We start from the raw sequence: 9,547 nt of genomic DNA, 5'->3' as shown, positions 1-9,547 counted from the left end.
CCGGCTCGGCACCCCACAGGCGCTCGGCCCCGGTCGCACCCCGCTCGCCAGCGGGCTGCCCGCCGATCGATCGGCGGGCAGCCCGCGCCTACCTGGCCGCCAACCGCGACCTGTTCGGCATGGACGCCGCCGCGGTGGCCAGCATGGAACGGGTGTTGGTCCGGCCGATCGGCAGCGGCACCGTGGTCACCCTCCGGCAGCGCTTCGGCGACCTGCCCGCCGGGCCGGACGGCCTCGTCACCCTCGCGGTCGCCGACGGCGCGGTGCTCTCGGTCAGCTCCTCGCTGGCCCGCAACACCGGCGCGCCGACGCCGGCCACCCGCAGCGCCGAGCAGGCGTACGCCGCCGCGCTCGCCGACGCCAAGCTGACCGCCGACGCGGTGGCCAGCCACACCATCCGGTCGGTGGCCGTGCCCACCCCGCTGGACGGGCCACGGGCCGCCTACGAGGTGACCATGATCGGCGCGGACACCGAGAACCCGGCCGCGTTCACCAGCTACGTGGACGGCAGCACCGGACAGGTGCTGGTGCGCGAGGACCTCGTCGACTACGACTCCGACAACCCGAGCTGGGCGGTCTTCCCGGCCACCCCGCCCCGCGACCTCGGCCCCGGGCAGGACCCCCGGGTGCGCTGGTGCGGCGACCCGACCCCTGGCTGTCAGGCCGCCTTCCGCGACCCGGCCACCGGCCAACCGTGGGACGTCGACGCGGCCACCGGCACGCCGACGTTCACCTCGCGCGGCAACTCCGCCAACACGGTGCTGTCCTGGGGCGCGAACACCCCGGTCGTGCCGGCCCCCACCAGCCCGGAACGCCGCTACGAGTACCCCTTCACCGACCAGTGGCACCAGGCGCGGTGCAACCCGGAGGTGTTCACCTCCGCCCAACGCAACGACGCGGACGCGGCGATCAGCAACCTCTTCGCCATGCACAACCGGATGCACGACTGGGCGTACCAGTTGGGCTTCACCGAGTCGGCGTGGAACCTCCAGGCGGTCAACCTGAAGCCAGGCGGCCTGGGCGGCGACGCCGAGCAGGGCCGTGCCCAGCAGGGCGCGCTGGCCGGCAACCGGAACAACGCCAACCAGGGCACCCCGCGCGACGGGCTGCCGCCGACCACCAACATGTACCTCTGGCAGCCGCAGGCGGGCGGGCCGTACCCGCCGTGCGTGGACGGCGACTACGACATGACGGTGATCGGCCACGAGTACACCCACGCGATCAGCAACCGGATGATCGCCGGCCCGGACAGCGGGATCGGCGGTCACCAGGGCGGTTCGATGGGTGAGTCGTGGAGCGACCTGCTCGCCGCCGAGTACCTCTTCCAGCACGGGCTGCGCGCCCCCGGCGAGACGCCCTTCGTCACCGGCGGCTACGTCACCGGCAACCTGGTCAGCGGCATCCGCAACTACGACCTGAGCCGCAGCCCGCTCAACTACTCCGACATCGGCTACAACACCGCCGGCCCGGCCGTGCACGCCGACGGGGAGATCTGGGGCGCCACCAACTTCCGGGTCCGCTCCGCCCTGGTCAAGCGGTACGGCCTCGGCACCCCGCAGCGGCAGCTCGACTGCGCGCAGGGGAAGGTCGCGGCGGACCAGTGCCCGGGCAACCGGCGCTGGTCGCAGCTCGTCTTCGACTCGTTCCTGCTCCAGGCCGCCAGCCAGGTCAGCATGCTCGACATGCGGGACAACATGCTCACCGCCGACCTGCTCCGCTTCGGCGGCGCGAACCAGGACCTGATCTGGGCCGAGTTCGCCCGCTCCGGGATGGGCCGGGACGCCGCCACCAACGGTGCCGGCGACACCGACCCGACGCCGAGTTTCGCCTCGCCGCGCGGTGGCAACGCGACGCTGACCCTGCGCCCGCGCGGGGACAGCGCCGACGCGCCGATCCGGGTGTACGTGGGGGCGTACGAGGCGCGGGCCGTGCCGGTGGCCGACACCGACCCGGCGACGCCGATCCCGGACACCGTGGAGATGGTGGCCGGCACGTACGACCTGCTCGCCGTGGCCCCCGGCTTCGGGCACCAGCGGCTCAGTGTGGTCGCCAAGGCCGACCAGGACGGGTACGTCGACCTGCGGATGAGCCGCAACCTCGCCTCCGCCGCGTCCGGCGCCACCGTCACCGGCGACGGGGTCAACCTGGACCGGGTGGTCGACGACACCGAGGCGACGAACTGGGCCTCCCTGGACGGGGTCGCCGGCCGGCAGCTCACCGTGGCGCTGCCCGGGGACGCCCCGCAGACGGTCAAGCGGGTGAACGTCAGCGCGATGCTGCGCCCGGCGATCACCGGCGACGCCGACACCGGCGCCCAGAACGCGCTCAGTGCCCTGCGCTCGTTCGCGGTGTCCGCCTGCAACGCGACGACCACCGACTGCGCGGACCCGGCGCGCTGGCAGCGCATCTACACCAGCGCGGGGGACGCGTTCCCCGGCGGTGCGTACCGGGCGTACAGCCGCGACATCAACCTGCGGACGTTCGCGGTACCCACCACCCTCGCCACCCACCTGCGCCTGGAGGTGCTGGCGAGCCAGTGCACCGGCGGCCCGAACTACGCGGGCGAACAGGACGACGACCCGGCCACGACGACGGACTGCGCGACCGCCAGCCCGGCCCGGAGCCAGGTCAGGATCGCCGAGTTCCAGGCGTTCTCGAAGTGACACCGTGGGGCCGGCGGGTGTCCGCCGGCCCCACGGCCCTCGATCAGCGGCGGGCCGGTCGCCGCCAGGAGTCGGCTACCGCCGGACCGTTCCCAGCGCGGGCCCTCGATCAGCGGCGGGCCGGTCGCCGCCAGGGGTCGGCTACCGCCGGACGCTCCCAGCGCTGGCCCACCGGGGGGTTGTCGGTCTCGTCGGCGTCCCCGGCCGTGGTCCGGGTCAGGTGCCGCAGCCGCAGCAGCAGCCCCATCCCGAGGAAGAGCAGCAGCCCGCCGAGCAGGAACGCGGCCTGCACCACACCGAACGCGCCGGCCTGCGAGACCGGGCGGCTGGCCGCCGGTGGCGCGGCGTCGGCCGGGTACTCCGCCACCGGCTCCTCGGTCGCCGCACCCTCGTCCTCGGTCGGCGCACTCGCGGATTCGGTGGGCTCCGGCGGGGTCGCCGTCGGCTTCGGCGTACCGGTCGGGGCGCCACCCACCCCCACCACCGAGCGGGTGGCGGTCTGCCGGGCCAGCAGGCGCAGGTTGGCGTCGTACGCCTCGGCAGCGAGGGTGACCCGCCCCTGGGTGACGTCCTCGGCGAAGGCCACCCGGTAGCGGGCGGTGACCGTGCGGCCCGGGCAGAGCGTGCCCGGGTCGAGCTGCCGGTCGGTCAACCGGGCCACGTCACCCTCGGTACGGATCTCCAGCGGAAAGTCGCCGGTCTCCTCCACCCGGTCCATCTTCACCTGGTCGAGCCGGAGGCCCTGCACGGTGAGCACCATCGACCAGCGCACCTTCGCGCACCCGCCGCGCCGGTCGGTCTGGGAGACCACCGCGGAGATCGTCCGCACCTGCTCGCCCGCGGTGAACCGTCCCGGCAGGCCGCTCATCTCGGTGGTGAAGGCCGCCTGTGCCGGGGCGGCCGCCGCCAGCTCCACCCCGCTCAGACAGGCCAGCACCACCCCTGCCCTCAGCGCATACCGCCACACCGTCACCACCGCCTCCTCCGTTCGGTCGCCTCCACCCCGCAACGCTAGAAGCGGGGCACCGGCCCGACCAGACGGGTGTGTTCGCACCGGACGGCAAGGACAGGGTGGGTTTTCACCGACCGTGGTGAACCGGTCACCGCTCCCCCGCGACACGCCGGAAGTCGGGCCGCTGGGAGAATCACGCCGTGTCCGAGCTCTCCAGCACCTTCGTCCGGCTGCACGCCCGGCTGGCCCCGGTCCCCTTCGTTCCCGAGGTGCGGCTGCACCAGGCGGACGAGCCGATCGGGCTGTGGGAGCTGACCGAGGGCGAGTTCTCCAGCGACCGGCCGCCGCCGTTCTGGGCGTTCGCCTGGGCCGGCGGGCAGGCCCTCGCCCGCTACGTGACCGACCACCCGGAGCTGGTCGCCGGCCGCCGGGTGCTCGACCTCGCCTCCGGCTCCGGCCTGGTGGCCATCGCCGCCGCCCGCGCCGGCGCGGCGTCGGTGCGGGCCGTCGAGGTGGACGAGCTGGCGGTGGCGGCGGTCGCCCTCAACGCCGAGGCCAACGGGGTACGCGTCGACGCCGAGTTCGGCGACATCCTCGACGGCGACGCCGGGGACGCCGAGGTGGTGCTCGCCGGGGACGTCTTCTACAGCGAGGCGATGGCCCGCCGGGTCCTGCGGTTCCTGTTGCGCGCCGCCCGGGCCGGCGCGCCGGCGCTTGTCGGTGACCCCGGCCGGGCGTTCCTGCCCCGGGACCGCTTCGACGAGGTGGCCGCGTACGACGTGCCGGTGCCGGAGGCGCTGGAGAGTGTGCGGGTGAAGCGCACCACCGTCTGGCGGCTGCGAGCCGGGTTGCCGGGGGCCGCCGGCTAGCGTGTCCGGGTGCTGTTCCGCAGCTGGGCGCAGGTGGCCGACCCCGCATGGCCGGACGTGGCCCGGGTGCCGGACCACGTCGGTGGCACCCACCTGGTCGTGACCCGGCACGCGCTGGTCCGCGAGGTCCTCGCCGACCCGGTCACCTACCGGCCGGACAACGCGCTGGACGCGGTGACACCGATGCCGGTGACCGCGCTGCGGGTGCTCGCCGGGCACCGGTTCCGGCTGCCGCCGACCCTGGCGAACAACTCGGGCGCCAGCCACCCGCAGATCCGGGCGATCGTCGCGGCGGCGTTGCACCCCACCCGGGTGGCCGCGCAGCGACCCTGGCTCACCACGCTGGTCCGGGACCGGGTCGCCCGCATCGGCGCCACGCTCGACGCCGACGAACCGGTCGACCTGTACGCGGACCTCGCCGCCGACCTGCCGCTGCTGGTGCTGGCCCGGCTGGTCGAGCTGCCGGACGCGCCGGTCGGCGCGGTCAAGGAGTTCGCCCGCGCCGCGCTGGAGTTGTTCTGGGCGCCACTGGACGCCGACCGGCAGGTGGCGCTCGCCGCCGAGGTGGGCCGGTTCCACCGCGTCCTGCGGGACTTCGCGGCCGTCGGCGGCGGGTTGGCCGCCGAACTGCGCGCGGCCGGGCACCCGCCGGACGTGGTGGTCGGCGCGCTCTTCTTCCTGCTGGTCGCCGGGCAGGAGACCACCTCCCAGTTCCTCACCCTGCTGCTGCACCGGCTGGCCGGCGAGCCCGCGGTACGGGCCGGCCTGCGCACCGGCGAGGTCGCGGTGGCCGACGTGGTGGAGGAGGGGTTGCGGCTGGAACCACCGATCGTCACCTGGCGGCGGGTGGCGGCGACGGAGAGCACGCTGGGCGGCACGCCGGTGCCGGCGGGCAGCAGCCTGGTGCTGTGGCTGGGCCGCGCCGGTCGCGACCCGGCGGTCGTGGAGTCGCCCGGCGAGTTCCGTCCGGGCCAGCGTGGGTCACGCCGACACCTGGCGTTCGGGGCGGGGGCGCACCGCTGTGTCGGGGACGTGCTGGCCCGGATGGAGGCGGCCGTGGTGGTGGCCGAGGCCGCGCCGCTGCTGGACGGCGTGACCGTGCTCCGCGAGCCCTGGTGCCCGGACAATCTCACCTTCCGGATGCCGGACGCGTTCGTGGTCCGCCGCTCCCCCGACGTCACCGGGCTGATCGGATCCTGATCCACTCGGTATGTTTCCGGGCGTGTCAGCCATCCCCACCCGTCGGATCCCCGCCGTGGCAACGCTTCTGGCGCTGCTGGCGTTGACCGCCTGCGCAGTCGGTCCGGGCCACCCGGCCCACGCCCGGCAGGTCACCGCGGCCCAGCCGACGCCGCCCGCCCAGCCGACTCCCTCGGCCTCGCCGTCCCCGACCGCGAAGCCCGCGTTCAAGAGCCTGGCCTGGTACGTGTCCCAGGTGCCGACGTTTCCCGAGGCGCCGCCGCCGCAACCGGTGCCGCTGCCCACGACCGGTTCGGTCCCGTTCTGGCACCGCCTGCCGACCGACCAGAAGGTCGCCTTCATCACCATCGACGACGGTGGGCTGGCCCGTCCGCCGGGGGTGATCGAGTTCATCTGGGAGGCGCGCATCCCGGTGACCATGTTCCTCAACTCGCCGGCGGCGGAGGAGCACACCGACTACTTCCGGCAGATCGAGGCGGTGGGCGGGGTCGTGGAGAACCACACCATCACGCACACCTCCCTGGCCGGCCGGTCGTACGACTACCAGAAGCAGGAGATCTGCGGTGCCGCGGACAGGTTGGAGGGGCTGTTCGGCAAGCGGCCCACCCTGTTCCGGCCACCGTTCGGCGAGCACGACAGCACCACGCTCCAGGCCGCGCACGACTGCGGCGCGAAGGCGGTCTTCCACTGGACCGAGACCGTCCACGAGGGAAAGGTGCGCTACCAGACCCCGGAGAAGGTGGTCCAACCCGGTGACGTGCTGCTGATGCACTTCCGACCGGCGCTGATGGACGACCTGCTCGCGGCGTTGAAGGCGATCCACCGGGCCGGGCTCACCCCGGCACTGCTGGAGCAGTACGTACGGTGATCGACCCGTCGGCCGACCTGACGAAAGTCAGGGGTGGGTGGTGCCGTTCGGGCGCGGTGGGGCAGCGGGTCACCCGCCTAGCGTCAGCGCATGATCACATTACGTGGGTTGACGAAACGGTTCGGGTCGACCGTCGCGGTCGACGCGTTGACAGTCGACATCGCGCCCGGCCGGGTCACCGGCTTCCTCGGCCCCAACGGCGCCGGCAAGTCCACCACCATGCGGATGATCCTCGGCCTGGACCGTCCCACCGCCGGGCAGGCCCTGGTCCGCGGGCGCGCGTACCGGGAGTTACGCCGACCGCTGCACGAGGTGGGCGCGCTGCTCGACGCCCGGGCCATCCACCCGGCCCGGTCCGGCCGGGCGCACCTGCGGGCCATGGCACACAGCAACGGCATCCCGATCCGCCGGGTCGACGAGGTGCTGGACACCGTCGGGCTGGACGGACGGGCCGCCGCCAAGCCGGGGCGGACGCTCTCCCTCGGCATGGGTCAACGGCTCGGCATCGCCGGCGCGCTGCTCGGCGACCCGCCGGTGCTGATGTTCGACGAGCCGGTGAACGGTCTCGACCCGGACGGGGTGCGCTGGGTGCGGCAACTGATGCGCTCGCTGGCCGACGAGGGGCGGACGGTCTTCGTCTCCAGCCACCTGATGAGCGAGATGCAGCTCACCGCCGACCAGCTCGTGGTGATCGGCCGGGGACGACTGCTCGCCGACGAGCCGATCGGCGAGGTGATCGCCCGCGGCACGGTCGCGGTCCGGGTCCGCAGCCCGCACCCGGACGCCCTCGCCGCGCTCGCCGCGCGCCTCACCGCCGCCGGGGCGACCGTCGAGGCCGCCGACCGGAACGAACTGACCGTCACCGGCGCCACCGCCGACCAGGTCGGCGACCTGGCCCACGAACTGGGGGTACGACTGCACGAGCTGAGCGCGCACGCCGCGTCGTTGGAGCAGGCGTTCATGGAGCTGACCGCCGACAGCGTCGAGTACGCCGGTGGCCCGACCGGGGGTGGGGCGCGATGACCACCAGTACCAGCACCGGCACCCGGCACGGCGCCGTGGCCGCCGAGTGGACCAAGCTCTCCTCGGTGCGGAGCACCTGGTGGACGGCGCTCGCCGGGCTGCTGGTGATGGCCGCGAGCGCCGGCCAACTGGCCATCTACGCCGTGAACGACAACACCAACGACGACCCGACCGACGACCGGGGGATCGTCACCGTCGGCAGCGTGCTGATCGACTCGGTCGAGCTGACCCAGTACGTGGTGCTCGCGCTGGGCCTGCTCGCGATCACCGCCGAGTTCACCAGTGGCACCATCCGGACGACGTTGCAGTGCACGCCGTCCCGCGGTCGCGTACTGCTGGCCAAGGCCGCGGTCGCCGGCGCGGTCACCTTCGCCCTTGGGCTGCTGCTCGGCGGCGTCGGCGCCCTGGTCGCCCGGCCGGTGCTCGGCGAGTGGGGCAGCGCCCCGGCCGCCGGCATGATCGGCGACATCGTGGCGGTGGCGGCCTACCTGGCGCTGGTCGGCGTGCTCGCCCTGGGCCTCGGCGCCGCGCTGCGCAGCGCGGTGCTCACGCTCACCGTGCTCCTCGCCACCCTGATGATCGTGCCGCTGTCCCTTCAGGAGCCGGACATCGACGTGCTGAACCGGATCGCCGACGTGTTTCCCGGCGTGGCCGGCGGGCACTTCCTGGCCGGCGACACCGCGCCGTACCCGCGCCTGGTCGGGCTGCTCCTGCTCGCCGGGTGGGCCGGCGCCGCGCTGCTGCTGGGCCGGGCCGCACTGCGCCGCCGCGACGCGTAGGGCGCATGCCTGCTGAGCGGGGGCTCCCCGGCCCCCGCTCAGCCGTCGACCAACCCCGCCTCGTACGCGAGGATCGCCGCCTGCACCCGGTTGCGCACATCCAACCGGGTGAAGATGCTGGTCAGGTAGCTCTTCACGGTGCCCTCCACGAGGTGCAGCCGGCGGGCGATCTCGGCGTTGGAGAGACCCGCCCCGACCAGGGCCAGCACCTCCCGTTCCCGCTCGGTCAGCCCCGCCGTCCGGTCCCGGGCGGCGGGGCGGCGGGCCAGCCGACCAGCACCCAGCTCGATCACCCGGCGGGCCACCCTCGGCGACAGGTACGCCCCGCCGTCGGCGACGGCGTGCACACCGGCGATCAGCTCACGCGGGTCGCCGGCCTTGAGCAGGAACCCGCTGGCACCATGCCCCAGCGCCCGAGCCACGTGGTCGTCCTCGCCGAACGTGGTCAGCATGATCGTCGCGGTGTCCGGCACGACCCGGCGGATCTCTGCGGCGGCGGCCAGCCCGTCCAGCCGCGGCATCCGGATGTCCAGCAGCGCGACCCGGGGTCGGTGGGCACGGACCAGCTCCACCGCCGCGTGCCCGTCACCGGCCTCGGCGACCACCTCGATGCCGGGGTCGCTGGCGAGGATGGCCCGGACGCCGGCCCGGATCATCGCCTCGTCGTCGGCCAGCACCACCCGGATCGGCGGTGCCCCGGTCGTGTCGGCGTCGTTCACTAGGCGATCCACTCCTTGCTGACCAGCCGGCCATCGGTGAAACAGAGCCGCCAGGTCGGCTCCGCGAGGGGGAAGTTGCCGTCGGTGTAGTACTCGCAGCCGGCCCGGTCGACAGGTGTTGGGCGTTCCAACTGGCGCCGGGGCAGCCCGACCAGCTCCGACCGGGCCGCGCCGACGCGCAACTGGTCGAAGGTGGCCCGGTCCAGCACCGTCCCGGCGGTCGCCACCGGGTAGTAGACGAACGAGAGCACCAGGGCGAAACCGACAGGTGCGACGAGCGCCACCAGCAGACTGCGCCGAACCCGCCGCCGGGCGTCGCGCAACCGCCGCTCGGCATCCACCGGCCGCTCCGCCGCACCGGGCCGCTCGCCCGACCGGGACGTCAACCCGGTCTCGGCCGCCGACCCGATCGCCTCGGGCGACGGCGCGGTGGCCGGCAACACCGCCCGTACCGCGAAACCGCCGTCGGCCCGG

8 protein-coding genes and 1 pseudogene are annotated in these 9,547 nt (G+C 74.2%); 6 read left to right on the top strand and 3 right to left on the bottom strand.

Annotated elements, in window-relative coordinates; all coding sequences use genetic code 11:
• On the top strand, window positions 1-2,663 hold a 2,663-nt coding region (locus PSH25_RS06745), incomplete at its 5' end, for a M36 family metallopeptidase (RefSeq protein WP_238658163.1).
• A gap of 109 nt (window positions 2,664-2,772) precedes the next feature.
• Here PSH25_RS06745 and PSH25_RS06740 read toward each other — a convergent pair.
• Window positions 2,773-3,636 (bottom strand): hypothetical protein, encoded by an 864-nt coding sequence (locus tag PSH25_RS06740; RefSeq protein WP_238658162.1) that lies wholly within the window; start codon window positions 3,634-3,636, stop codon window positions 2,773-2,775.
• Between the two features lie 179 nt (window positions 3,637-3,815).
• Between PSH25_RS06740 and PSH25_RS06735 the strand changes: the two genes are divergently transcribed.
• From PSH25_RS06735 to PSH25_RS06715, 5 genes are all read left to right on the top strand, one after another.
• Complete coding sequence (locus tag PSH25_RS06735) at window positions 3,816-4,484, top strand: class I SAM-dependent methyltransferase (protein ID WP_238658161.1); 669 nt, start codon at window positions 3,816-3,818, stop codon at window positions 4,482-4,484.
• A 9-nt stretch (window positions 4,485-4,493) separates the two neighbouring features.
• Complete coding sequence (locus PSH25_RS06730) at window positions 4,494-5,684, top strand: cytochrome P450 (protein ID WP_238658160.1); 1,191 nt, start codon at window positions 4,494-4,496, stop codon at window positions 5,682-5,684.
• A 55-nt stretch (window positions 5,685-5,739) separates the two neighbouring features.
• Window positions 5,740-6,552 (top strand): polysaccharide deacetylase family protein, encoded by an 813-nt coding sequence (locus tag PSH25_RS06725; RefSeq protein WP_238658159.1) that lies wholly within the window; start codon window positions 5,740-5,742, stop codon window positions 6,550-6,552.
• A 90-nt stretch (window positions 6,553-6,642) separates the two neighbouring features.
• Window positions 6,643-7,575: an ABC transporter ATP-binding protein gene (locus PSH25_RS06720; RefSeq protein WP_238658158.1), complete on the top strand. Its 933-nt coding sequence runs from the start codon at window positions 6,643-6,645 to the stop codon at window positions 7,573-7,575.
• Window positions 7,572-8,354, top strand: a complete 783-nt coding sequence (locus PSH25_RS06715) for an ABC transporter permease subunit (protein ID WP_238658157.1) — start codon at window positions 7,572-7,574, stop codon at window positions 8,352-8,354. Before PSH25_RS06720 ends, PSH25_RS06715 begins: the two co-directional genes overlap by 4 nt.
• 38 nt (window positions 8,355-8,392) lie before the next feature.
• Here the strand turns inward: PSH25_RS06715 and PSH25_RS06710 are convergent, their stop codons facing one another.
• Entirely contained in the window at window positions 8,393-9,073 is a 681-nt protein-coding gene (locus PSH25_RS06710; protein ID WP_308193632.1) for a response regulator, read from the bottom strand.
• Window positions 9,073-9,547 (bottom strand): annotated as a pseudogene (locus PSH25_RS06705) (two-component sensor histidine kinase); the annotation flags it as partial. The gene PSH25_RS06710 and the pseudogene PSH25_RS06705, both read right to left, overlap by 1 nt.

Origin of the sequence: Micromonospora foliorum, from assembly GCF_022229015.1 — a bacterium.
Taxonomy (GTDB): domain Bacteria; phylum Actinomycetota; class Actinomycetes; order Mycobacteriales; family Micromonosporaceae; genus Micromonospora; species Micromonospora foliorum.
Note: the sequence above shows the minus strand (reverse complement) of the source record. Positions and strands in the feature narration are given on the sequence as shown.

Bases quoted from the DNA above. Each gene is read 5' to 3' on its own strand.
- PSH25_RS06720 (WP_238658158.1), top strand. From the start codon at position 6,643: ATGATCACATTACGTGGGTTGACGAAACGGTTCGGGTCGACCGTCGCG.
- PSH25_RS06715 (WP_238658157.1), top strand. From the start codon at position 7,572: ATGACCACCAGTACCAGCACCGGCACCCGGCACGGCGCCGTGGCCGCC.